Below are 21,299 nucleotides of genomic sequence, written 5' to 3' on the forward strand. Positions count from 1 at the left end.
AAAACTTTTAAAGCTACAAAAGGGGTATATTTCAACCCCTCTTGGGAGTTATTATGAAAAAATTTTGTGACTGTCTATTGACTCGGGTATAGCCACGATAATTTGTTTAGCTTTTGATAAATCTAATTTTTTAACTTCAATCTTTTGATTTGTATGTATTAAATGTAATGTTTCGTTCATGATTTACTCCCAATGTTTTGATTTTTCAGTTCTTAAATGTGTATTTAAAGCAATTGATAAAATTCTTTGTGTGAAGCTTGATAACCTTTTTGCTTCTTCTGGATCAAAAGTTTTATTTTCATCATCTAATATCACTTTTGCTTTTCTACAAGTTTCACCTAATTCATCCATTAAATTAATCATTTCATCTTTGAATTCTTCTTCTGTTTCATATTTTTCAATTTTTTTATTATGTAGTACAGGATAAGCATAATTTCCAATTTCCTCTAATAATAAAGCTATATGCCAAGAAGTTAATTTTGTTTGATTAAATAACCCCTTAAATTGTTCTTCCCCATTTGGGTTACTAGGAAATAGTAAATCTCCAAAATAACAAGACCAAGTTACACCTTTATCTTGTGCGTATGCTTGCGTTGCACTTTTGAGCTTTGCGTGAAACTCTATGTTTTCTCTTCTTTTATTACACATGGTTTTTTCCTCCATAATCAAACCTATTAATTATTTTCTACAGTTGATATACTTTTCTTAACAATTGAATCAAGGATTTTTTTAGATTTGCTAATGTATGGCCTTATGTCTTCATTGTTGGCTTTTAATATTTTTAAATTATTTAAAGTGGGCAAGTCACCATTTTTTAGTTTTTTTTCAACCCTATGTTTAGCAACTCTAACACTAGACTCAGATGCTGACATTTAAAATCCTTAATATGTTTCGTTAATCGTAACAAAATAATTTTTAAACCTTACTTAAAATGTTACGTATTACGATATAAATTAAATGTTACAATTAATGTAACAAAAATAAAGGAACATTATGGGAAACAAGGTTTTTACAGTTGGACCTAAAATATTAAAACTTTTAGATGAAAAGGGATTAACTCAAATTTCATTAATTAGGTTTCTTCTGAAAAAAGATAAAATAGAAGGCAAGGAAAGAACGAGATTTAATAGATATTTTAATGGAGTTCATGAATTTCCAACAGATTATATTGCTTCGACTGCAATATTTTTAAAATGTGACCCAAAAATACTTTTAGAAGAGAAAGGGGAATATGTTCCATCTGCAAGGAAAATACCTGTATTGGGACTTAGCTCATGTGGAGTCCCTTCGCCTTGCTTTGATTTTTCATCTATTGATGAAACTATAGATTATGTAGGAGAAGAAGAAAATGTATATGCGGTTAAAGCCTTTGGAGACTCTATGGAAACATATATTTTTAATGAGGATATTGTAATTTTTGAATCTTTAAAAAATAATGGGATAGAAGACGGTGAAGTTGTGCATTATAGTTACGAATATGGTTCACCTGACCCTGATGATAATGGAATAAAAGTATTTAAAATAAGGGAAGATGGGAGCATATATTTAAAACCTCTTAATGGAGAATATGACAATATTGAAGTTAAGTATCCAGAATTTCTTAAAATGTCAAGGCTCGTGTCGGTTCAGAAAAAACCAAAACGATTTTAGATGAGACATTTAAGAGACATTATTTTGATATAATAGATTAGATTATTATAAAGGTTTAATATGAAGAAAATAATGATAATTACATTAATGTCAATTGTCTCTTTATTTGGGGATTGGAAAGTTCAAATAGATAAAGATGAAATGACTGGAAAAATTGAAGCTTTCGCACACTCAGAGTTTACATATCCTACAAAAAAAATGGACTTTCCATATGCTTCTACAAAAGCTTGGTTGGCAGTTGGTTGTGACAAAATAAATCAATGGGCGTATATAGGTTTTACTGTTTCTCCAAATATAGTAAATACTACTGCTGAAAGTGGGTATAGCACTTTTAAAACAAGAGTTAAATTTGATGATAAAGTTGAAACAGCTTCAATGAGCAAAGATTGGGGATCTAAATTTATACACTTTTCTTATGATAAATGGGCTATTCAAAATCTAAAAAAATCTAAAAAAATGCTCCTTGAATTAAATTGGCATGGCAACGGAAGAACATATTTTAATTTTTCTCTTGATAATGCAGAAAATGCAATTAACGCTGCTATTGAAAAATGCAAAGGTAATTAAAAGAATTGAACTTCCACTACCTAATCTACAGACTAAAGGTATCAGCAGTATTTACTTTGGTAGTTTTGGTTTTGTGGTGGGGGTTTAAATAATTGCATCATGTAATTTAATTAAATTTTAGTGTTACAGTATGTAATTATTCTTTAGAATATAGCTTTTTATACTATAGTTATATTGACATTATAATCAAATTATATTATATTATATTTATAGATATATGTAGTCATGTATTCTATTAGTCGATTAGCTATCGAGTCTACACGTGGTACTGTGGACTATAAACAAAAAGTGATGAAAGCTTCGGATGACCCATAGGGACACCCTTAATAAACAAGAGATAGAGCCTAGACCTTTCGGGGTTTAGGCTTTTTTTTTGCGGTTTGCATTTAGGGTTGCTTGTTTGCCTAAGAGGGTTGCGGGGTGGTATTCTCTGTTTAGGAGGTGTCCTCATGATTGGATTTGAGGAAGCACTAGTTATCGCTTGCGTTGGCCCTATACTTACGGTGTTGCTTTCTGCCGTAAAGGACAAGCTAACAAAATAGCACATCACTTATAAAGGCGTACCACATTTAGCCTTTCCCCTCTGCCAGTCTTGGGCGGAGGGTTTTCTTATTATAAATATACTCTAACCCACAAAATCTACACTTAAATATTTAAACTAACCCCATTCTATTAATATACATCCTAATTTCGTGTTCTACATCTTGTAATATTTCTTTATTCATAATAATCATCAAATCAAAACTTTCATCATCAACATATTTTAATTTTTCATTTTCATAGTCTTTAATCAACTCTTTAATTTCATCATATCCAAACATTCTCACTCCTTATTAATATACTACATATTTTGTATTGTAGCATAAATTTTAATTTTTGTTACGTAATACGTAATATTTTAAGCTATAATTTATTTTACAAATGTTACATTTATCGTAACAAAAATATTTTTTGAGGAGACTTTATGTGTATAGATGATTTACCATCAACTTATTATCCTTGGTATTCAACTAAAGATGAAAGTATTAAAAAAAGAAAAGGATGGGTATATGTTGTAAAAACTCCAAAAGGATACAAGATAGGCAAAACTCATTCTTTAAAAGCAAGAATTAAACAACTTGCAAAAGAATTCTTTGATGATATTGAAATTATACATTTCATACATTTTGATGAATTTGTATCAGAAAAAGAAAAAGCTTGTCATGAATTATTTAAAGACAAAAATAATGGATTTAGGCTTGAATATTTTGACCTTTCTAATAAGGATATTGAACTGATAAAAAGCGAAATTTTTATAGATAAAGTTTTAAATATTGAATCTAAAATTGCAGAAAAAAATAAAGAAGAACATACAAAAAATAGCTTAAGAAAAATTAGAAAGTTAGAAAAGAAGAAAGATGCCATTAATCAAGAACTGAAAAAAATAAATGAGCAAATCAGGAAAGAGCTTAATTGGTATAAAGAATATCCTTCTTCACTCCAAAGGCTTACAACGGATGGACAAATTGAAGTAATGAAATATTTATAACCATTCATAGTGTCCTATTCGTAGGACATTATTGAGTGAGTTACTCAAACACTCCAACCGACCTAGCATCAGGAGTATAAATAAAGTATGAGTTGTCGAGATACTATTGTTAATTAGTCTTATTATTGTTAAGTAGGTTTACAGTTATCCTACTACCTATTGGTGAAAATCGGAATCATTAAACTGTTTAAGAAATTTTACACAAGTGCAACAGAACACGAATACGAGTAATAGTTTAAGTTAAAAATTTATGGAAATCCGTTCATAAATAGTCTGTGTTGCACTTATTTAAGATTTTTCACATGAGGACAACAGAATTCCTTATTATTAAATTTTTAGATTTAGCGTTTATTCCTAAAAGATGATTTCCATTTGATGTAATCAGGCATTAAATAGTGTGTTGTCCTTATGTGAGAGATTAAAAAATATTAGGAGGAAGTTATGGAACAAGTTTTAACAGAAAATGACAAAGTTAGAAATATTTTAAGACTACAAAATATTACGTCTGAAAATATAAACATAGAAATGATTAAAGAGTTAGTTGAAATATTAAATAAACACTTAAAAGAATCAGGCATTTATCATGGTACGGCAACTATTGATAGACTTAGAAATGCAAAATTTATAACCATGAGTACAGAAGATTGGGAAGGACGTGAAGCGGTTAGCTTTAATAGTGATGGCTTCATAGGTTTTTGTGGATGGGCTGATTCAAAAAATAGTAAACCAATATTAAATGCTGTGACCGAATGGGCTTTAAATCATAGAGAAAAACAATTTAATCTTCATGTAGCTAAAAATTATAGTGAATTAGATTTATTAGAGGACTAAATAATGGAACTATCAAACATATTAATAGCACTAATAATTACAGTTGGTGCATGGGATTTAGGTTTTAGTGAATTTGTGAGAAGGGGGTTGTGATGATAAGTAAAGAGTTGTTGAGTGAGGTTTTAGATAAAGATGTTATATCTATGTCTTCATATGAAGAAAATACTCTTGGATATTTAGTAAACGAAGATGATTATTATCAAATTAATATCTACGAATTAGCACATAAGTGTAAAGAGTGGATATTGAAACACAAAACACTAAATGTTAGTGTAATTTCTATTTCTTGCCAAACTGAGCCACCAAATATATGTCATTCTTTTGTTTCTTATTATTGTTTTGAAATTAAAGATTTTGCTAAGGCTTGCTTTTCTGGGGAAACAGAAATTGAAACAGTAATTCATGCTTGCCAATGGATACTAGATGATGAGTACAAATCATGAAAATAAGAATCTGCAACAAAAACGGAAAAACATTAAAAATTGAAACTGTATCAACTCCAAGAGAAGTTGAGAAAATAGCTATAAAAAATGAATATTGGGAGTATATGTAATGAGTGCTTTAGAATCACATGATTATGACTTAATGAAACATGAAGAACGTGACGGAATGTGGTTGGCGATTGAAGAAGAAAATATCGCTGAGTTTAGAGAAATGTTAGAAGAAGCTTTTACCTTTGCAAATAATGAGAAGATAGAACAAGACACTATTTTTACAGAGTTAAAAACCATCTTTAGAGCATATTTTGATAAATGTGACATGGTTATTTCAGAAGGTTATACTTTTGAACAATTGACTAATACATTGATAAGGGGTGAGAGATGAATATTAAAATATTAAAAGAGCCACTCAACCAGAGGCATATTAAATCAAGAAAAGAAGGTTATGGACAAGTTGGATATATAACTGGAAGCCATGCAATAAGTGAAGCAAACAGAGCATTTGAGTATAAATGGAGTGCTGAAACTTTAGATATGAATTTAGTTCAAACAGAAATGAAGCCAAAGAAAGACAAGCAGGGGAATGACACAAATATTATGCTTAATTATGTGGGTTACACTTGTAAAGTTAAGGTAACTGTTGATGGACTTATTCGTGAAGGCTACGGATTCGGACAAGGTATTGATAAGGATTTAGGAAAGGCACATGAAAGTGCAACTAAAGAAGCTGAAACAGATGCACTTAAAAGAGCCTTGAGAACATTTGGCGATATTTTTGGATTAGCATTGTACGAAAAAGATAACCAAAATATTACAAATGAATCAAAAGAATCTTATCAAATTATTACAGATGAACAAGTTAAATATATCAGAAAATTAAATCAAACAATAAAAATAGATGAAAAAGAACTTTGCACCTTCTTTATGATTGACAAGTTAGAAGATTTAAAAGGTCGTGACTATAACAAGATGATTGAGATAATAAACAAACAGATTGAAAACAAAAAAGCAAAGGATAAAAAATGAGTTGCAATATCTTAAATTTAAAACAAGGTAGTGAACTTTGGCACAAGACAAGACTTGAACATTACAAGACTGCTTCAAGAACTCCTATTGTATGTGGAGTAAGTCCTTTTCAATCTAAAGAACAATTAGCTATGCAGTTAAGAGGTGAATATGAGCCTTTTTATTCTAAGGCAATGCAAATGGGTAATGAGTTTGAAGATGATGTGAGAACACTAGCAGAAATGAAATTCAATGATACTTTTAAGCCTTTAGTTGGGATAAAAGATGATTACTTAGCTTCACTTGATGGAATCAATTTTTCAAGAGATACTATTATTGAAATCAAGGTTAGTGAAAAAACTTTCAATGATTTAAAAGATGGAATTATTCCTGATGTTTACTATTTTCAAATTCAACATCAAATGATGGTTTTTGATGAAGTAGACCAAGCCTACTTAGTAGCTTATAATCCAAAAACTTGTGAAACTGCATATAGTAAGCCGATACTTCCTGATATGGAAGCTATTTTGTTTATTAAAGAATCATGGAAAAGGTTTGATGAAGAAAAAGACACTTTAAAAGTTGAAGAATTTGATATGTCAGAAAATGATGAATTTCTTATGGCAGTTGATAATTATAAGCTTCACATGAAAGAGTTAGAAGAAGCAAAAGAAAAAGCAGAAGATGCAAAAAAAGCACTTCTTGAATTTTATCAAGGTGGTAAAACTTTTGGCGGTGGAGTTACTATTTCTTATACTAAACCTTCTAAATCGGTTAATTATTCGCAACTGTATAAAGATAACAAAGCACTTTTAAAAGATGTGGATTTATCTAAATATGAAGGAGAAAGAAAAGGTAGTTTTAGAGTGAGTGTAAAATGAAAATAAGTTCAAACTTCAATCGTTTGTTTTGGGGAACAATAATCAATGATATAAAACAAAATCTTGATTACCCCATAGAATTAAATCATAAAGTTTTTGGATACATCAAAGTTGATATGAGAAGGTTATCAAAAGATAGTATCCATCAACTCTTGAAGCAATTAACTAATTTTCCAAAAGATGAAAATTTTAAAGCAAAGAGTTTAACAGAAGTTAGCAATAAGGACTTGGTTAATCATATTGAGCTTATAAAAGTGATGATGAATCAAAATGGTTTTGTGTTCCGAGCAGATGAAGAAGAATGGAATAGGTTAATAAATGAATGTAAAGGATAAATAAATGGCAGTAAGTCAAGTAAAAAACATAGTAGCAACAACGGGTACATACATGAAAGATGGTGTAGAGAAAAAAAGATATCTAACAGTAGGAAGTCTTTTTATTTATGATGATGGAGGAATGAGTATCAAACTTGATGCAGTTCCAACTGGATTTGATGGAAATCTAAGTGTGTATGACAGAGACAACCAAAATAATCAACAACAAGCACCACAAGGTTATCAACAACCTCCAACGCAACAAGGTTACAATCCACAAGGTTATCCACAAAATCCACAAGGGCAGTATGGGCAGAACACCATGCAACATCCCCAACACAGATAATAGAGTGATTCCTGAAATAGATATTGATGATGATCAAATCCCTTTTAATCAAGGTCAAGGCTAAACCTATATCCAATTAGCTTTTTGAGAGTCATAGTCGTATGGCTCTATTGAAAATTAATAAAGGATTAATATGAGCAGGAATGAAGTCAAAAAAAGAGAAGAAAATACAACTTATATAGCAACAATTAGCGGTGGGAAAGATAGTGTTACTATGTGTGATTTGTTATTAAAAAATGGTTATCCAGTTGATTATATTTTGTTTACTGATACATTACATGAACATAAAAAAATGTATGATTATATTGAAAAATTAAAAATTTATTTTAGATCAAAATATAATAAAAAAATTACAATATTAAAACCTAAATCTACTTTTGAACATTGGGCATTTGGAGTATTAGAGCGAGGAGAAAGAAAAGGATCTATTAGAGGATTACCAAATTTATCAAATGGGATGTGTTATTGGAGAAGAGAATCTAAAGTTAAACCAATGGAAAAATTTACAAAGCATTTTGAAAAAGTAGTTTATTATATAGGATATACGTTGGATGAAAATAGATCAATTGAAAATTATGATAAATACACTTTTAAGTTTCCTCTTAGAGATATTTTTAAAATGAAAGAAGATGACTGTAAAAAATATTTAATAGATCAAGAAATGGAAAACCATCTTTATAGACATTATTCTAGAACTGGTTGCGATTTTTGCCCTTTTCAGTCAGAGCAATCTTTCTATATGACTTGGAAGCATTATCCAGAAACATGGGATAAAATGAAAAAAATCGAATCTAAATTATTAAAATTAAATAATGTTGTTTCTAGCACTTGGTTTATGAATCATAGAACTTGTGATGATATGGAAAAGCTATTTAAAGAAAAAGATAAACAAGGAAGTTTATTTGATTTTTCAGATGAGCCATTAAAAGATTGTTTTTGCAAGATATAAAGGATAAATATGAGCCACCCACCAATATTTAAACTGCCAAAGATAACCCACATCAATACAAAAGCCAGAAAAGAGTTTATTCTTGATTGTCTCTTTATTGGTGTAGGAGTTCAAATGTTATACGCAACTTTAGTTGAAGATTTCAAAGATGGTGTTGTTAGTTTGCATAAAAATAAACATAGAAAAAACATCAAGAAAATTAGACTGCTTTATCATGAGTTGAAAGACAAGCAAGACTTACTATTCTCAATGATGAGTCAAGAGGATAGAGATACTTATATTCATAAAAACAACACGATTATTAGAGATAGATTTATTTCTGATATTGGAATGTGTAAAGATGAATTGTGTTTAGAATATGTTGCTGTTGCAGTATTGCGTTATGGCTTGAATAGAAAAAGGAAATATCCAATTTATGACTATTTAAAACCATTTGGAAGTTTTGCTGTAAGTATAAAGGTTATGAGAGAAGTAAAAGGTGCGATTAATCATGAGTATGAGAAAGAAAGAAAAGTCGCTGAAAATTTTGTGAGTAAAATAAGGTATTGATATGAAAATTTGTAAATGGTGCAAAAAAGAAAACGAGAGCGATGGCTATTATTATTGTTGTGAAAGTTGTGCTGAAAATGCTAGGAGGTGGTATTTGAATGAATACTATAAAGAGTATAACAAGAAGAAAAGAGAAAAATTAAAAGGTTGTTGAAATGGATGCAGAAACAATATTTTTAGGTGCAATTTTATTTGGTGCTACTGTTGGAGTAGTTAGATTTTTTACACCGATAAAGGAGAAGTGATGACACCATGTCTAGTAGCTTTCAATGAAACAGAATATAAGATGTTTAAGAAGTATTTTCCTGGGGTAATGGTAGTAAAGAATGAATTAATGCCTGAAAAACCATTAAGAGATAAAAAGCCTTTTAGACTTTTAGAACATGGAAAGAGGAGAAGAAGATGATAAAAAGAAAAATCAATAGATATGATATAGAAGTTTCTGATAAACTTAGACACACATATAAACCATTTGCAACAAAAATCGCAGAAATTATATTAATGGAAGAAGTTGGAGATATTCAAATATTACGAACCATGTCAGATTGTATAATTGAGTTAGAAAAATTAAAAGAACAATATCAAAATGAGTTGATTGAATACAAAAAAAGATATGGGGAAATTTAAAACTAAAAGGAGTAACAGATGAACGAAAACGAAAACTTAATTTTAATGTTTGTTGGAGTAGGAATTGTTTACTCCGTTGTGTTGTATTTTGTTGGAAAGGCTAGAGAATGATGGATAGAAAAGAAGATGAATAAAAGATACGGAGTATTTTTAGTACAGCCATCTGTTGAAAATGAAATAATCAAAATTTTTAATACATACAAGAAGACTAAGAAAATGTGTGATGAAATGAATCAAGACAATGACTGTATTTATGAAAGTTATATAGTTAGAGAAATAGCATAGATATATTGAAAGGATTTAATTATGAATAGAGAGCAACATTATTTGTTAAAACTTAGTGAAGAGTGTAGTGAGGTTGCTAAAGAATGTAGTAAAGCTATTCTATTTGGTCTTGATGATTTTGAGCCGAATCAGACTTTATCGAATCAAGAAAAAATAGAAAATGAACTAGCTGATTTGCTTTCAGTTATGAACGAACTTGTAAATATGGGCAAACTAGATAAGAGTAAAATATTTCAAGCCAGTAAGAGGATAAAAAAAGCTATAAAAGTTGATAAATATTTTCAAATATCTTGTGAGCTAGGAAGAACAGAAAATAAATAGCATAGTATATCTATGCTATTGCATTAAAAGGATATTAGATGAAAAAAAGAGAAGAAATACCAAAGCCAAAAGCACCCGAACCAAGATATATACATGAAAATGGGAGAGATACAATTTTGTCCGTTACGTTTTGGTTTATTATTTTGATTTTAGTCATAATCATTTTCGCAATGACTTAGAAGGTGAAGTAATGGCATCATTTCCAACTAACTTTGAAATATTTGAAGATAATGAAACAGATCTAATTGCTACTTTTAGTGCTGTAGATTCAGAATCGCTTGAAGTAACTATTGACAAGAAAATTCTAGATGGTGATGAGTTAAGAGAATTAGCAGTTTGTTTAGATAAGGCTAAACATCTTTTAAAAACAGGAGTAAATAATGAAAATAAAAACAGCAATTGATAAAAAAGAAAAACTTGAAAAAGAGATACAAAAACTTTTGAATAAGTATCAGCAAGAGACAAAGTTGGAAATCAAGGATATTAGTTTTGATGGTTTTGATTGCATAGATGAAGATACACAATATATTAGTGAAGTTAATGTGAAGGTAGAACTATGAGTAAGAATGAAAGTGCAAAAGAAAATCAATTAGGGATATTTGAACATTTAAGTCTTATTCCTAAACTATTTGAAAAAATAGAATCTTTAGAGTTAGAGATAAAAGAGATTAAAAAAGAAGTTAAACATGAATATGATTTAACTAAAAGAAGTGATGTTTTAGAATATTTAGGTATCAGTAATAGCACACTTGAAAATATGATGAAAGATGGAAGGTTTAGGCAAGGCAAACACTTTATCAAAAACATTAAGGGAAATAAGTCTAAAATCAGTTTTATAGAAAGTGCGATTAAAGAGTATAAGGAAAAGAAATGAAATTCTTTAATCGTAAAGGGATGCTTTATGTTCGCATAAATGGGGAGAGATTTTCCACAAAGCTAAAAGATACAAAAGCAAACCGAAAATTATTTGAGTCATATTGTAAAAATGATGAGTTCTTTATAAAATTTAATGTTGGTAAAAGTGTGCCTAAACTAATTGAATTGTGCGAAGAAGTCCTAAGAGAAAAAGAAAGCACTCTTAAAACTTCATCTTATCGTAGTTACGATAGTTTATATAATAGTAAAATTGTACCATATTTTAGCAAAATGTTAGTATCAGAAATCAAGCCTAGACATATTGAAGAATGGTATAAAACTTTTGATGATAGACAAAGTATAAATACTTGTGAAGCAATACTAAGACCATCTTTTGAGAAAGCACTTATTAGAGAGTTTATTACTTCAAGCCCATTGGTAATTAAGAAGCCATCAAGCACAACTGACTATTCAATTAATCCATTTAACTTATTAGAAATTCAAAAGCTAATAAAAAATGCTCCACCTATTTTAAAAAACTTAATTCCTATTTTGTTTTATACTGGTGCAAGACCAAACGAGATACTTAATCTTAAATGGGAAAATGTTAATTTAAATATTGGAGATATTTATATAACAGATTCTAAGACTAAATCAGGGATTAGGACTATTGATATGCTTAGTCAATGTGAAATCTATTTGAGAGAACAATTCAAGATAACTGGAAATAGGGAGTATGTTTTTCTTAATACAAAAAACTTACCTTACTTATCAAGTGCAAATTTCAACTACTCTTGGGATAAACTCTTAAAAACTTGCAATCTTGAAAAAAGAGGAATATATCAATTAAGACATAGTTTCGCTTCAAATATGCTTTCTAATGGAGAGGATTTACTTTGGGTATCTCAAATGCTAGGACATAAAAATCCAAGCATTACACTTAGTAGATATTCTAAATATATCAAGTCAAAAAGAGAAAGAAAAACTACTTTTTTAGATGATTTTAGCACAAAATCGACACACCAAGACCTACAAGCACGATAATATGGGAATTGTTAATTAACGACAGTTTAATAAGATTGATTTATTTTTTGTTTTGGAGTTGTATTATACCATCTTCTGTATGCCCTAAAAAAAGAACTTGGTTCACTATATCCCAAAAAAATAGAGATTGTACCTAAGTCCATTTTTGTATTTTTAATATAATGATTTGCCAATTTTTGTCTTATACTATCTAAAGCTTTTCTAAAAGTTTTTGATTCAGCTTTTAAATAGTTTTGGAGTGTTCTTGGAGAAAGATTAAGATTTTTTCCAATCAACTCAATGGTGATTTCATTTACTCCTATATTTTTTAATATCTCTTTTTCTACTTTGAAATACCATGACTCTTGTTTTTGTTCATCTAAAATTTTATTTGCTTGATTTTCAAAATATTCTAACATAGAAGAGTTTGAGTTTTTTACAGGGATATTAAGTCTATCTTTTTTAAAAAAAATTGCATTTTCTTGTTTTTCAAAACTTATATTATTTCCAAAAATCTTTATATATTCTTCTAGATTTTCTTCTGCTTTTTGAGAAAAACAAGTATAGTCAGGGAACACCTTTTCTCCTAATATTTGTGAAAGAATTGAAACAATAGATGATAGATGTACCTGAGCATGAAAATTTGGAACTGGAATCATTGGGTTTTCATTTATATAAATAGCCAATTTGTAATATGTTCCATCATCATTGAAATAAAACTTGAAATGTCCACTTATTAGTTTTTGATAAGTGTTGAATTTTTCAATTATCTGTTTTAGATTTTTTGTATTTAAAAGTAAGTAACCTAAAATCCCTAAAGATTGATATGAAGTTGCTTGACCTATATGCAAAGCTAAATATGGATTATTTGATTTTTTAGCACAATATCTAAAAATTGATGATAATTTTTTACTATCAATTTTATTTTCATGACAAGAGATAACTTCAGAGGGAATATCAGCTAATTGTAACATCTCATCAACTTTTATAGATGTTATTTTTTCTAAAGATTTTAATACATAATGAAAAGTTAAACTTGATATTTCTGCCATATTTCCTACAATTTTCGTAAAATGTCACTAATTATTCATATTGTAACATAGTAAATAGACAAGCTTAAATATATAATTGTATATAAATACAACAAGGAGAGTCTATGACAAATAATGAAATAAGAGTTGATGAAAGCTATATAAGTTTTAAAAATATAGATTGTTTTGAAAATGCTTGTGTAGTTATAGATAATATGTTAAGGGTTTTAGAAAATCCAAAAAACATGAATATTTATTGGAAAAAAGTTGTTCCGATGATTCCAAAAGCCTATTATACTAGAAATCCAAAAGATGATGAAAAAGAGGCCTTACTTTATTTGGTTTGTTCTAATAGTTTTTATTTAGATGAATTGTTTGAAAAAGCTGAAGATGAGAAAGGATTAAATGCACTTAACAAATGTGAACAGGAGTGTTGTTAATATCAAATTAATAACACTTTTTAAATATCTATAATAACTTTATTTCGTCCTTGGGCTTTTGCATCATAAACTGCTTTATCAGCTCTTTTTACTGTTGTATAGATATTTTCATTTTCTTTATGAATAGTTGCTCCCATAGAACAAGTTATATTACCAACTTGAGGGAAAGAAACTGTTTCTATAAGACTTCTTAATTTCTCTAAGGTTGGGAATAGGTCTTTTTTTCTTTTTAATTTTAATATTAAAATAAACTCTTCTCCACCCCATCTAATTAAAATATCAGATTCTCTAGAATATTTATCTATTGTTTCAACAAATTTAATTAAAACCTCATCTCCAATATCATGTCCATATCTATCATTTACTTTTTTAAAGTAATCAATATCTAAAAAAGCTAAGGCAAGTAAACCATCCTTTTCATATCTTTGTAAAAGTAGTTTATAATTTTTTTCAAAATATTCTCTATTATAAGCACCTGTTAACTTATCATGGACAACTTTTTCTTCAAGGGCAATTTGTTCAATCATTGTTTGAGTAATATCAGTAAAACTCACAATTAAAAGATTTTCATCAAATTTATTTACATTTACAAAAAAGGCATGAACTTCAAAGTGTTTACTTAACATAGATACAACTTTTTTATTGTCAGGCAATTTTTCAATTTGATCAATCCACTTTTTAGAACCTCCAATTTTTCCTATATGGAAAAACTTCTCATTTTCTAAAAATCTTTCACAGATACAATTATAATTTTCATGGAAACTTTTTAAATCATTAAAGCCAAAGAAATCAAAAAACTTTTTATTTGCATATGATATTTTTTCACCATTACTTAATATTATTATATTCTCTTGAGCATCAACAAATTTTTCAAGATTTGCAATAAGGTTCTCATGTTCAGAGATATCAATTAAATAACCAATAAAGTACTCTATTTCACCATAACTATTTTTTTCTGTAACTGTATAATCCAATATCCATTTTGTTTTCCCCTCTTTTGTAATAACCTTATATGGAGAATGCTTAAAAAACTCTTTTTTATTATTAACTGAAGATTCAACTTCAGATTTAACCTTTTTGAAATCATCTTCATGAATACAAGTAGCGTATTTAATTTTATTAGATAAAAACTCTTCTTTTGAGTACCCTAAAAGATTTTTAACATTAGAAGACACATACTCAGTTGACCAATTTTCATCATTTTTCCATTTAAATAAAACAGAATCACCTTTTTCAAATAAAGATAATAAAGACTTTTGTTTTTTATTTATATTATTAATCTCTTTTTCTTTATTTTTTAATACACTTATATCCCTTTGTGAAGCATAAAGATAGGTTTCTCCCTCAATTTCAATACCCTTAGCAGTGATTTGAACATCAAAAATAGAACCATCTTTCCTTCTATGTTTTGTTTCAAAGGTATCAGGTTTTTTTATTAAGTTTTCTGTTTTACTTAGTATATCATCATATGAAAGTCCCACATCCCAATCAAAAACACTAAGTTCTTCTAACTCTTCACTTGTATAACCAAGATTTTGGGCAAAAGTTTCAGAGAATTCTATTAATCTTCCTTTTGCATCAATAATATGGATACCATCTGAAGAGAGTTCTAATATATTTCTATATTTATTTCGTTCATAATCTAAAATCTCTAATATTCTATTGTGTTCAGAAATATCTCTAACGGAAGAATAAATTACTTTTTTCCCATCAATATCAAATAGATTTATACTTATTTCTGCATCGTAGGTAAAACCATTTCTTTTTGTAAATATTCTATTAAAAGTTTTAGGTTCTTCATCTAAAGTTTCAGCCATTTTTTTAAAGTCTTCTAAAGACATATTTTTATCCCAATGGCTTATATTTAAAGTTTTCATAGTATCCATTGAATAACCTAATTTCTTTGATGCTTTTAAAGAACAATCAATTAAATTACCATCTAAATCTAATATAAAAACCTCTTCACTTGAATATCTAAGCATAGATCTAAATAATCTTCCCTTTGAACTTATAATAAAAAAGATATAAACGATTAATGCAAGAGTGAAAATCGATCCAAACATTATTACATATGCAAAAAACACAGAGTCTTTTATAACTAAGCCATTACTTCTAATTGTTAAAAAACCTATATTTTCTTTTGTTAATTTATTAAATATTGGTATTACAGTAATAATTGAATTAAAAGAATCAACATATATAGAAGCAGGGGTTACGCCTATACCAATTTCCCTAATTTGATTTATTGTCTTTTTAGGAGGAAGAAGATTTACATAATCCTTTTTTGAAACCTCTTTTAATTTATCAACAATCTCTTTATCTAAATAAAAATCTTCATGTTGTGAACTTATATATCTAGTATTAGAGAAACTAAAAGTTTTTTTGTTAACTATTGATTTTTTGATAAAAAAATTACTTAAAACACCATATTCATTTATTAATTTAGAAATAAGGGCATAGGCTCCAAATGAGATTTCAATACTTCCCACATGAATATCATCCCTAAAAATTGGATAAACAAATCTTAGTCCATATTGAACACGACCCTCTTCAAAAGAATCAATCTCTTTTTTGTTTTTATTAACATACTCAACAGTTGGTCTTATCCCTGTTAAATTATCTCCAAATTTTTGGGGTAAATGCATTCTTAAAAAACTTGTATTATCAGGAAGATGTATATGAACTTGTCTAATTCCTAAGAATTTATAATTATTATATCTTTCTTGTAACTCGTTATAAGTTACCTCTCTTATATAATCTTGCATATTTTTTGGTAATTTATCAAAATTATAAAGTCTATTTTGTATATTGCCTAAGTCTAAAAAGTTTTTTAATATAACATAACTTAAATCTTTTTCATCATTATATACAGTATTATAAGCTTTAACATAGTCTTTTGTAACTTTTTCAAGATGTCGATTTTTATCATACTCAATATAAAAAAAAGTTAACCCTATAATTAAAATCGAAGATAGTACGAATAGAAACAAAAGCCTTATTTTCATTGTACTTTGATTTCCCCCTTTTTGAAAATAGAACAAAACTATATTGAAATTTGTGTTTTATAAGTGTTGCGATTATACCATATTAACAAGTACGACAACTTAAGAAAGCAATTGTTTATTACTTTCTTAAATATTGTAAAGTTGCAGAAATAATATCATCATCATCTTTACTTGAAGACTTTATAGTTTCTTTTGTATCATCTGATTTTGTTAAAGTGATATTCATTTCATAAGAACTAATTGTCTTAATTCCTTTAGAAATTGCAAGAATTTTTATAATAATAAGTTCCAAGAATTGTTTTGTTGGGATGTCAGGTTTACCAAATCTATCCTCCATCTCCTCTTCTATAACATAAACTTCATCTTTATCTTTACATTTTGAAAGTCTTCTATAAAGTTCAAGTCTTACTCTATCTTCAACTATATAATCACTTGAAATATAAGCTGAGATTGCTAATTTGATATCTACAGATTCAGATTCTTCTTTTTTATCCCCACTTAGAGTTGCCAGTGCATCTTCAAGCATTTTTAAATATAAACCATATCCAATTTGTTTGATATGTCCACTTTGTGCTTCACCAATAATATTTCCACCACCTCTGATTTCTAAGTCTTGATGGGCTAAAGCTGTACCACTTCCTAAATATGAGTTTGATTCAAGAGCAACTAATCTTTTGATTGCATCATCTGTAATTTTTTTCTTATCTTCAACCACGTAGTAACAAAATCCCTCTTTATTACTTCTACCAACTCTTCCTCTTAACTGATGTAAATCTGCAATACCAAATCTATCAGCACCATCAATAATAATTGAGTTTGCATTTGGTAAATGAAGTCCAGATTCAACAATAGATGTTGCAAGTAAGATATCGAACTCTTTATTTTCAAATCTTTCTATTAGTTTTTCTGCATCTGCTGGTTTAATTTTTGAGTGAATAATCTCTATTTTAATATTGGGAACAATTTCTTCAATATCAGCTTTTTTAGCTTCAATTGAAGCAATGTTATTATGAACATAAAAAAGTTGACCACCTCTTCTTTTTTCCCTTAAAACTATCTCTTTGATTAATTTTTCACTATACTCTTTTACATAGGTTCTAACCCCTAGTCTTTCACTTGGAGGAGTAAGTAATGAACTCATCCCTTTTAGTTTTGAAAGTGCTAAATTTAGTGTTCTAGGAATTGGAGTAGCTGACATTGAGAAAATATGCACATCTTCTCTTAATTGTTTTAATTTCTCTTTTTGTTTTACACCAAATTTATGCTCTTCATCAATAATAACAAGGGCCAAATCTTTTGTTTTTACACTTAAAAGTGAGTGGGTTCCAATAACCACTTGAATATCACCGTTTTCAAGTGATTTCTTAACTTCATTCTTTTCTTTTGTAGTTGATTTACCATCAAGTTTAGCAACTTTTATACCAAACTCATCAAATCTTTTTTTAATACCATGATAGTGTTGAGATGCAAGTAGTGTTGTAGGGCAAACAAAAAGTGTCTGATGTCCATCTAATACAACTGCTAACATTGCATTCATTGCAACTTCAGTTTTACCAAATCCAACATCTCCAGAAAGAAGTCTATCCATAACTCTACCTGAATTTAAATCATCAAAAATCTCTTTAACACTTCTTTTTTGATCTTTTGTGTAATCAAAACCTGCTTTTTTTGCAAAGTCTGTTAAAAGCTGTTTGTTTGTGTTGATTTTAATACCATTTACAAGTTCTCTAGCAGCTGCTATTTTTATAATATCATTTGCAATTGCAAAAAGTCTATCTTTTACTTTCTCTTTTAGTTTGGCAAAACTTCCCTTACCTAACTTATCAACAACAGCATAAGAACTACCATCAGCTACATATCTGTCAATTAAATCAATGTTTTCAACGGGAAGTAAAAGTTTATCATCACCGGCATACATTACAACTACAAAATCTCTTTTTGCACCCATAACTACAACTGGCTCAATCCCTTTGTATTGTCCAATACCATGTTTTTCATGAACTACAAAATCTCCATTTTGTAACTCATCAAGAACAAGCCTTACTTTTTTCTTTCTTCTTTTTTTAATCTCTTTATTTAATGAAATAATCACTTCATCATTTGAAACTAAATTTATAATTGAGTTATTAAATACATAGTTTATTTTTTCATTTGAAAGTTCTAAATCAAAGGATTTTACTTTAGCCTCAGAAGATGAAATAATAGTTACTTTTTTGCCCTCATGGAAGCTTAAAAACTCTTTTATATTTGCAGGGGCTATCTCTTGATAATCTTTTGAATATGTAATTTGAGGGATTGTTAAAAACTTGTCTTTGTTTAATCTTTTATCTTCAAAAACATAAACCTCATCAAGTTCATCCAAGGCTTCATGGGTAATAAAAGAGTTTAGTTTTTGTGGTAAATACTCACCTAAATCTCCTAAATACCAAAAACCTAAAGAGTGAATATCTTTAATAAAAGCATCAGATTCAACTAATTCTATTTGCTCATTTATATCTTCTAAGGTTTCTTCATCTAAAGCTAAAAATGCAGGGGTTATTTTAAAAGATTCAATCTCATCTTTTGAAGATTTTTGATCTTCAATATCAAACTCTCTAATTGATTCAACTTCATCATCAAATAAAGATACTCTAAACCCTTTTTCACTACCAAGGGGGCAAATATCAAGGATATCACCTCTAATTGAAACTTCTGCTTCAGAGGTTACAATATCAACAAAATAGTATCCCCAGTTATGAAGTTTATCTTTTAAATCTTCTAGTTTTAATGTATCAGCAAATGAGATTTCAAAGGAATCAAAACAAGTATCTTTTGGCATAGGGAAAGATACAGTTCTAATTGGTGAGATTAAAATTTTATTCTCTTTTTTATAAGAATAATAATCGTTTAAAGTTTTAGTAATACCTTGTAATTCTTCACTAAAAGAGAGTAAATCATCACCAAAATTTGCCCTAAAATCAGATAATACAAAAGATTCAAAACCTAAAAATGAAACTATATCATTAGCAATTTGTGCTTGTTTATCATCATTTACAATTAAAAGCTGGCAAGATTTTAACTCTTTATTATCTTTTAAACCCTTTAGAAATTCATAAATATTTTTCAATACTACTCTTTTACTAGTTCAAACTCATTTGTATTTTTATCAAAATAATAAGCTGGATATGGTGTTTCATTAAGTAAAAAAACCATATTTGCACTACCTTTAAACTCTTGTTTTCTAAGACCTTCTTTAAAAACCTCTAAAATATAAGCCTTTGTTGAAAATGTAGTTGTTGAAGATTTTGCAGTATAAACGAAATCTTCCCCCTCAACTGTTTTAAATCCTTCTCTTTTTAAATGTTTTTCAAATCTTTGTTTATCTTCTAAACCTGAGATATCCAATAAAACAAGTAATTCTATTCCATTATCTTCCATAATATTTTTTCCTTAAACAATAACTGTATAAATCAATATAATAAAGCCATCAATGACTATTGGTATTTATTAAAAGCGTATTGTATTTAAATAAGGTTTAATTTGGGGTTTATCATTTAATTAAGCAAAAAAAGAGATTAAGTAGTTAATACTAATTAAATATAAACTTGTCAGCATTTTGCCAGATTCATCTGTTAAAGTTTCAATATAACTTAAAAATAGGAGTGATTATGTATACAAATATTGTGAAATCGACATTAAAAGTAGCTGCAACTGCAGTACTAGGATTTGGACTTCTAGGTGGATCAAACTTATTAGCTGATGATTATCCAACTAAAAAACCAATTAATATGGTTGTTGGATTTGGTATAGGGGGAAGTGCAGACAGAATGACACGTTCTATGACATCATTTCTTTCTGATGAACTAGAAACAAGAGTAAAAGTTGTAAACAAAAAAGGAGCAGGAACTCAAATTGCTGCAAATTATGTATTATCAAAACCTGCTGATGGATATACAGTTTTTGCATCAACTTTTGCACCATATCTAGCAAATACAATTCTTTCTGGTAATGCAAAATATAAAATGACAGATTTTGACTTTTTAAATATTCAATGGTTTGACTTTGAACTTTTTGCATTAAATAAAAATTCAAAATACAACTCAATGATGGAAGTTATTGAAGCAATAAAAAATGAGCCAAAAACAGTTAAAGCTGCTGTTGTTCAAGGTTCAGGTGGACATTTAATGTTAAAACTTTTATTAGAGAAATTTAATATTCCTCAAGAAAACTTAAATTTAGTTACTTACAGTAGTGGTGGAAAAGCAAGAACTGCAGTTGCAGGTGGGCAAGTTGATTTAATTGCTATATCAGCACAAGGAAGTGAAAGTATTAGAGAGTTTATAAAACCAATTGCAATTGTTAAAGATGAAAGAATGAAACAATGGGATGCTCCAACATTAAATGAATCTATTGCTTCAAGTGGTATAAAATTACCTGTATTTAGTGGTTCAATGAGAGGGTTTGCTGTTCCTGCTACATTTAAAGAGAAATATCCAGAAAGATATACAAAATTAGTTGATGGAATTAAAAGAACTTTAGCAACAAAAGGTGTTCAAAAGTTTCTTAAAAAGAGTGATATAGGTTATACTTGGACTGGTCCTGAGCAATCTAATAAATTAATTCAAGAATCATTTGAAATCTTTAAGTCATACTCTCACTTATTAAAAAAATAA

At 28.4% G+C, this 21,299-nt stretch carries 29 protein-coding genes; 22 read left to right on the forward strand and 7 right to left on the reverse strand.

What is annotated here, in order from left to right; genetic code table 11:
- Positions 1-183 precede the first annotated feature (183 nt).
- Positions 184-648, reverse strand: a complete 465-nt coding sequence (locus FDK22_RS03290; protein WP_138151460.1) for a hypothetical protein — start codon at positions 646-648, stop codon at positions 184-186.
- A gap of 26 nt (positions 649-674) precedes the next feature.
- Complete coding sequence (locus tag FDK22_RS03295) at positions 675-872, reverse strand: hypothetical protein (protein WP_138151461.1); 198 nt, start codon at positions 870-872, stop codon at positions 675-677.
- Between the two features lie 121 nt (positions 873-993).
- Here FDK22_RS03295 and FDK22_RS03300 point away from each other — a divergent pair, with 121 nt between their 5' ends.
- A complete protein-coding gene (locus FDK22_RS03300) occupies positions 994-1,650 on the forward strand; it encodes a S24 family peptidase (protein ID WP_138151462.1) in 657 nt (218 codons plus the stop codon).
- 60 nt (positions 1,651-1,710) lie between these two features.
- Positions 1,711-2,217, forward strand: a complete 507-nt coding sequence (locus FDK22_RS03305; RefSeq protein WP_138151463.1) for a hypothetical protein — start codon at positions 1,711-1,713, stop codon at positions 2,215-2,217.
- Between the two features lie 653 nt (positions 2,218-2,870).
- Here FDK22_RS03305 and FDK22_RS15675 read toward each other — a convergent pair.
- Positions 2,871-3,038: a hypothetical protein gene (locus tag FDK22_RS15675; protein ID WP_171012904.1), complete on the reverse strand. Its 168-nt coding sequence runs from the start codon at positions 3,036-3,038 to the stop codon at positions 2,871-2,873.
- Between the two features lie 143 nt (positions 3,039-3,181).
- Between FDK22_RS15675 and FDK22_RS03310 the strand changes: the two genes are divergently transcribed.
- The 18 genes from FDK22_RS03310 (at position 3,182) to FDK22_RS03385 (ending at position 12,192) form a co-directional block, all read left to right on the forward strand.
- On the forward strand, positions 3,182-3,745 hold the full coding sequence (locus FDK22_RS03310) for a GIY-YIG nuclease family protein (protein WP_138151464.1): 564 nt from the start codon (positions 3,182-3,184) through the stop codon (positions 3,743-3,745).
- A 441-nt stretch (positions 3,746-4,186) separates the two neighbouring features.
- Positions 4,187-4,576, forward strand: coding sequence for a hypothetical protein (locus tag FDK22_RS03315; RefSeq protein ID WP_138151465.1), 390 nt, complete (start codon positions 4,187-4,189; stop codon positions 4,574-4,576).
- A gap of 92 nt (positions 4,577-4,668) precedes the next feature.
- Positions 4,669-5,019, forward strand: a complete 351-nt coding sequence (locus tag FDK22_RS03320; RefSeq protein ID WP_138151466.1) for a hypothetical protein — start codon at positions 4,669-4,671, stop codon at positions 5,017-5,019.
- 94 nt (positions 5,020-5,113) lie between these two features.
- Positions 5,114-5,401, forward strand: coding sequence for a hypothetical protein (locus FDK22_RS03325; protein WP_138151467.1), 288 nt, complete (start codon positions 5,114-5,116; stop codon positions 5,399-5,401).
- Positions 5,398-6,042: a Rad52/Rad22 family DNA repair protein gene (locus tag FDK22_RS03330; RefSeq protein WP_138151468.1), complete on the forward strand. Its 645-nt coding sequence runs from the start codon at positions 5,398-5,400 to the stop codon at positions 6,040-6,042. Before FDK22_RS03325 ends, FDK22_RS03330 begins: the two co-directional genes overlap by 4 nt.
- On the forward strand, positions 6,039-6,902 hold the full coding sequence (locus FDK22_RS03335) for a lambda-exonuclease family protein (protein ID WP_138151469.1): 864 nt from the start codon (positions 6,039-6,041) through the stop codon (positions 6,900-6,902). The genes FDK22_RS03330 and FDK22_RS03335 overlap by 4 nt, the downstream gene beginning before the upstream one ends.
- The gene (locus FDK22_RS03340; RefSeq protein ID WP_138151470.1) at positions 6,899-7,237 is read left to right on the forward strand and encodes a hypothetical protein; all 339 of its coding nucleotides are present in this window, start codon (positions 6,899-6,901) and stop codon (positions 7,235-7,237) included. The genes FDK22_RS03335 and FDK22_RS03340 overlap by 4 nt, the downstream gene beginning before the upstream one ends.
- A 4-nt stretch (positions 7,238-7,241) precedes the next feature.
- On the forward strand, positions 7,242-7,562 hold the full coding sequence (locus tag FDK22_RS03345; RefSeq protein WP_138151471.1) for a hypothetical protein: 321 nt from the start codon (positions 7,242-7,244) through the stop codon (positions 7,560-7,562).
- 133 nt (positions 7,563-7,695) lie between these two features.
- Entirely contained in the window at positions 7,696-8,511 is an 816-nt protein-coding gene (locus FDK22_RS03350) for a phosphoadenosine phosphosulfate reductase domain-containing protein (protein ID WP_138151472.1), read from the forward strand.
- Between the two features lie 9 nt (positions 8,512-8,520).
- The gene (locus FDK22_RS03355) at positions 8,521-9,060 is read left to right on the forward strand and encodes a hypothetical protein (RefSeq protein WP_138151473.1); all 540 of its coding nucleotides are present in this window, start codon (positions 8,521-8,523) and stop codon (positions 9,058-9,060) included.
- A 244-nt stretch (positions 9,061-9,304) separates the two neighbouring features.
- Positions 9,305-9,466 (forward strand): hypothetical protein, encoded by a 162-nt coding sequence (locus FDK22_RS15685; RefSeq protein WP_171012906.1) that lies wholly within the window; start codon positions 9,305-9,307, stop codon positions 9,464-9,466.
- On the forward strand, positions 9,463-9,687 hold the full coding sequence (locus FDK22_RS03360) for a hypothetical protein (RefSeq protein WP_138151474.1): 225 nt from the start codon (positions 9,463-9,465) through the stop codon (positions 9,685-9,687). Before FDK22_RS15685 ends, FDK22_RS03360 begins: the two co-directional genes overlap by 4 nt.
- A gap of 126 nt (positions 9,688-9,813) precedes the next feature.
- Positions 9,814-9,972: a hypothetical protein gene (locus FDK22_RS15690; RefSeq protein ID WP_171012907.1), complete on the forward strand. Its 159-nt coding sequence runs from the start codon at positions 9,814-9,816 to the stop codon at positions 9,970-9,972.
- Positions 9,973-9,993: 21 nt separating this feature from the next.
- The gene (locus FDK22_RS03365) at positions 9,994-10,293 is read left to right on the forward strand and encodes a MazG nucleotide pyrophosphohydrolase domain-containing protein (RefSeq protein WP_138151475.1); all 300 of its coding nucleotides are present in this window, start codon (positions 9,994-9,996) and stop codon (positions 10,291-10,293) included.
- Between the two features lie 190 nt (positions 10,294-10,483).
- Complete coding sequence (locus FDK22_RS03370; RefSeq protein WP_138151476.1) at positions 10,484-10,696, forward strand: hypothetical protein; 213 nt, start codon at positions 10,484-10,486, stop codon at positions 10,694-10,696.
- Complete coding sequence (locus tag FDK22_RS03375) at positions 10,674-10,853, forward strand: hypothetical protein (RefSeq protein ID WP_138151477.1); 180 nt, start codon at positions 10,674-10,676, stop codon at positions 10,851-10,853. The genes FDK22_RS03370 and FDK22_RS03375 overlap by 23 nt, the downstream gene beginning before the upstream one ends.
- Positions 10,850-11,167, forward strand: a complete 318-nt coding sequence (locus FDK22_RS03380) for a helix-turn-helix transcriptional regulator (RefSeq protein WP_138151478.1) — start codon at positions 10,850-10,852, stop codon at positions 11,165-11,167. Before FDK22_RS03375 ends, FDK22_RS03380 begins: the two co-directional genes overlap by 4 nt.
- The gene (locus FDK22_RS03385; protein WP_138151479.1) at positions 11,164-12,192 is read left to right on the forward strand and encodes a tyrosine-type recombinase/integrase; all 1,029 of its coding nucleotides are present in this window, start codon (positions 11,164-11,166) and stop codon (positions 12,190-12,192) included. Before FDK22_RS03380 ends, FDK22_RS03385 begins: the two co-directional genes overlap by 4 nt.
- A gap of 26 nt (positions 12,193-12,218) precedes the next feature.
- Here FDK22_RS03385 and FDK22_RS03390 read toward each other — a convergent pair whose 3' ends face one another.
- Positions 12,219-13,223, reverse strand: a complete 1,005-nt coding sequence (locus FDK22_RS03390) for an AraC family transcriptional regulator (RefSeq protein ID WP_138151480.1) — start codon at positions 13,221-13,223, stop codon at positions 12,219-12,221.
- 104 nt (positions 13,224-13,327) lie between these two features.
- Between FDK22_RS03390 and cowN the strand changes: the two genes are divergently transcribed.
- Positions 13,328-13,642 carry a N(2)-fixation sustaining protein CowN gene (gene cowN, locus FDK22_RS03395; RefSeq protein ID WP_138151481.1) on the forward strand — a complete coding sequence of 105 codons (315 nt, stop codon included), beginning with the start codon at positions 13,328-13,330 and terminating at the stop codon, positions 13,640-13,642.
- Positions 13,643-13,662: 20 nt separating this feature from the next.
- On the opposite strand, the gene FDK22_RS03400 is transcribed toward cowN, so the two are convergent.
- From FDK22_RS03400 to FDK22_RS03410, 3 genes are all read right to left on the reverse strand, one after another.
- A complete protein-coding gene (locus tag FDK22_RS03400) occupies positions 13,663-16,647 on the reverse strand; it encodes a diguanylate cyclase (RefSeq protein WP_138151482.1) in 2,985 nt (994 codons plus the stop codon).
- Between the two features lie 118 nt (positions 16,648-16,765).
- Positions 16,766-19,753 carry a transcription-repair coupling factor gene (gene mfd / locus FDK22_RS03405; protein ID WP_138151483.1) on the reverse strand — a complete coding sequence of 996 codons (2,988 nt, stop codon included), beginning with the start codon at positions 19,751-19,753 and terminating at the stop codon, positions 16,766-16,768.
- Between the two features lie 2 nt (positions 19,754-19,755).
- Positions 19,756-20,064 (reverse strand): hypothetical protein, encoded by a 309-nt coding sequence (locus FDK22_RS03410; RefSeq protein ID WP_138151484.1) that lies wholly within the window; start codon positions 20,062-20,064, stop codon positions 19,756-19,758.
- A 230-nt stretch (positions 20,065-20,294) separates the two neighbouring features.
- Here FDK22_RS03410 and FDK22_RS03415 point away from each other — a divergent pair, with 230 nt between their 5' ends.
- Complete coding sequence (locus FDK22_RS03415) at positions 20,295-21,299, forward strand: Bug family tripartite tricarboxylate transporter substrate binding protein (RefSeq protein WP_138151485.1); 1,005 nt, start codon at positions 20,295-20,297, stop codon at positions 21,297-21,299.

The sequence above is a fragment of the Arcobacter arenosus genome (genome assembly GCF_005771535.1).
GTDB lineage: Bacteria > Campylobacterota > Campylobacteria > Campylobacterales > Arcobacteraceae > Halarcobacter > Halarcobacter arenosus.

What these genes read in the sequence shown, in the direction of transcription:
- FDK22_RS03290 (WP_138151460.1), bottom strand. Translation starts at nt 648, where the DNA reads ATGTGTAATAAAAGAAGAGAAAACATAGAGTTTCACGCAAAGCTCAAA.
- FDK22_RS03295 (WP_138151461.1), bottom strand. Translation starts at nt 872, where the DNA reads ATGTCAGCATCTGAGTCTAGTGTTAGAGTTGCTAAACATAGGGTTGAA.
- FDK22_RS03300 (WP_138151462.1), top strand. Translation starts at nt 994, where the DNA reads ATGGGAAACAAGGTTTTTACAGTTGGACCTAAAATATTAAAACTTTTA.
- FDK22_RS03305 (WP_138151463.1), top strand. Translation starts at nt 1,711, where the DNA reads ATGAAGAAAATAATGATAATTACATTAATGTCAATTGTCTCTTTATTT.
- FDK22_RS15675 (WP_171012904.1), bottom strand. Translation starts at nt 3,038, where the DNA reads ATGTTTGGATATGATGAAATTAAAGAGTTGATTAAAGACTATGAAAAT.
- FDK22_RS03310 (WP_138151464.1), top strand. Translation starts at nt 3,182, where the DNA reads ATGTGTATAGATGATTTACCATCAACTTATTATCCTTGGTATTCAACT.
- FDK22_RS03315 (WP_138151465.1), top strand. Translation starts at nt 4,187, where the DNA reads ATGGAACAAGTTTTAACAGAAAATGACAAAGTTAGAAATATTTTAAGA.
- FDK22_RS03320 (WP_138151466.1), top strand. Translation starts at nt 4,669, where the DNA reads ATGATAAGTAAAGAGTTGTTGAGTGAGGTTTTAGATAAAGATGTTATA.
- FDK22_RS03330 (WP_138151468.1), top strand. Translation starts at nt 5,398, where the DNA reads ATGAATATTAAAATATTAAAAGAGCCACTCAACCAGAGGCATATTAAA.
- FDK22_RS03335 (WP_138151469.1), top strand. Translation starts at nt 6,039, where the DNA reads ATGAGTTGCAATATCTTAAATTTAAAACAAGGTAGTGAACTTTGGCAC.
- FDK22_RS03340 (WP_138151470.1), top strand. Translation starts at nt 6,899, where the DNA reads ATGAAAATAAGTTCAAACTTCAATCGTTTGTTTTGGGGAACAATAATC.
- FDK22_RS03345 (WP_138151471.1), top strand. Translation starts at nt 7,242, where the DNA reads ATGGCAGTAAGTCAAGTAAAAAACATAGTAGCAACAACGGGTACATAC.
- FDK22_RS03350 (WP_138151472.1), top strand. Translation starts at nt 7,696, where the DNA reads ATGAGCAGGAATGAAGTCAAAAAAAGAGAAGAAAATACAACTTATATA.
- FDK22_RS03355 (WP_138151473.1), top strand. Translation starts at nt 8,521, where the DNA reads ATGAGCCACCCACCAATATTTAAACTGCCAAAGATAACCCACATCAAT.
- FDK22_RS15685 (WP_171012906.1), top strand. Translation starts at nt 9,305, where the DNA reads ATGACACCATGTCTAGTAGCTTTCAATGAAACAGAATATAAGATGTTT.
- FDK22_RS03360 (WP_138151474.1), top strand. Translation starts at nt 9,463, where the DNA reads ATGATAAAAAGAAAAATCAATAGATATGATATAGAAGTTTCTGATAAA.
- FDK22_RS15690 (WP_171012907.1), top strand. Translation starts at nt 9,814, where the DNA reads ATGAATAAAAGATACGGAGTATTTTTAGTACAGCCATCTGTTGAAAAT.
- FDK22_RS03365 (WP_138151475.1), top strand. Translation starts at nt 9,994, where the DNA reads ATGAATAGAGAGCAACATTATTTGTTAAAACTTAGTGAAGAGTGTAGT.
- FDK22_RS03370 (WP_138151476.1), top strand. Translation starts at nt 10,484, where the DNA reads ATGGCATCATTTCCAACTAACTTTGAAATATTTGAAGATAATGAAACA.
- FDK22_RS03375 (WP_138151477.1), top strand. Translation starts at nt 10,674, where the DNA reads ATGAAAATAAAAACAGCAATTGATAAAAAAGAAAAACTTGAAAAAGAG.
- FDK22_RS03380 (WP_138151478.1), top strand. Translation starts at nt 10,850, where the DNA reads ATGAGTAAGAATGAAAGTGCAAAAGAAAATCAATTAGGGATATTTGAA.
- FDK22_RS03385 (WP_138151479.1), top strand. Translation starts at nt 11,164, where the DNA reads ATGAAATTCTTTAATCGTAAAGGGATGCTTTATGTTCGCATAAATGGG.
- FDK22_RS03390 (WP_138151480.1), bottom strand. Translation starts at nt 13,223, where the DNA reads ATGGCAGAAATATCAAGTTTAACTTTTCATTATGTATTAAAATCTTTA.
- cowN (WP_138151481.1), top strand. Translation starts at nt 13,328, where the DNA reads ATGACAAATAATGAAATAAGAGTTGATGAAAGCTATATAAGTTTTAAA.
- FDK22_RS03400 (WP_138151482.1), bottom strand. Translation starts at nt 16,647, where the DNA reads ATGAAAATAAGGCTTTTGTTTCTATTCGTACTATCTTCGATTTTAATT.
- FDK22_RS03410 (WP_138151484.1), bottom strand. Translation starts at nt 20,064, where the DNA reads ATGGAAGATAATGGAATAGAATTACTTGTTTTATTGGATATCTCAGGT.
- FDK22_RS03415 (WP_138151485.1), top strand. Translation starts at nt 20,295, where the DNA reads ATGTATACAAATATTGTGAAATCGACATTAAAAGTAGCTGCAACTGCA.